General features: G+C 40.9%; 1 protein-coding gene. It reads right to left on the bottom strand.

The window, feature by feature from the left end:
* Positions 1 to 191 (bottom strand): hypothetical protein (locus tag HMPREF0373_RS17190; protein ID WP_457851867.1); only part of this gene is annotated, 191 nt, incomplete at its 3' end.
* Positions 192 to 203 lie beyond the last annotated feature (12 nt).

Here is a 203-nt window from a genome sequence, read left to right as displayed (position 1 = left end):
TAATCCCACACAATTTCCAGACATTGATAATTCTCTGGGATTTCCGGTATATAGGAATAATACAAAACAGGTTCTGATTCTGTTACTCCATCCGAACACAGCCAGTCGCAATCCACAATATTTTCTAATTCATCAGCTTCCATGTCTGTACACACTATGACGGAATCCCCGACAAGGTTTAAACGTTCCATTCCGTCCTCTTC

Source organism: Eubacterium ramulus ATCC 29099 (assembly GCF_000469345.1).
Classification (GTDB): Bacteria; Bacillota; Clostridia; order Lachnospirales; family Lachnospiraceae; genus Eubacterium_I; species Eubacterium_I ramulus.
This window is presented reverse-complemented; position numbering and strand designations above follow the sequence as displayed.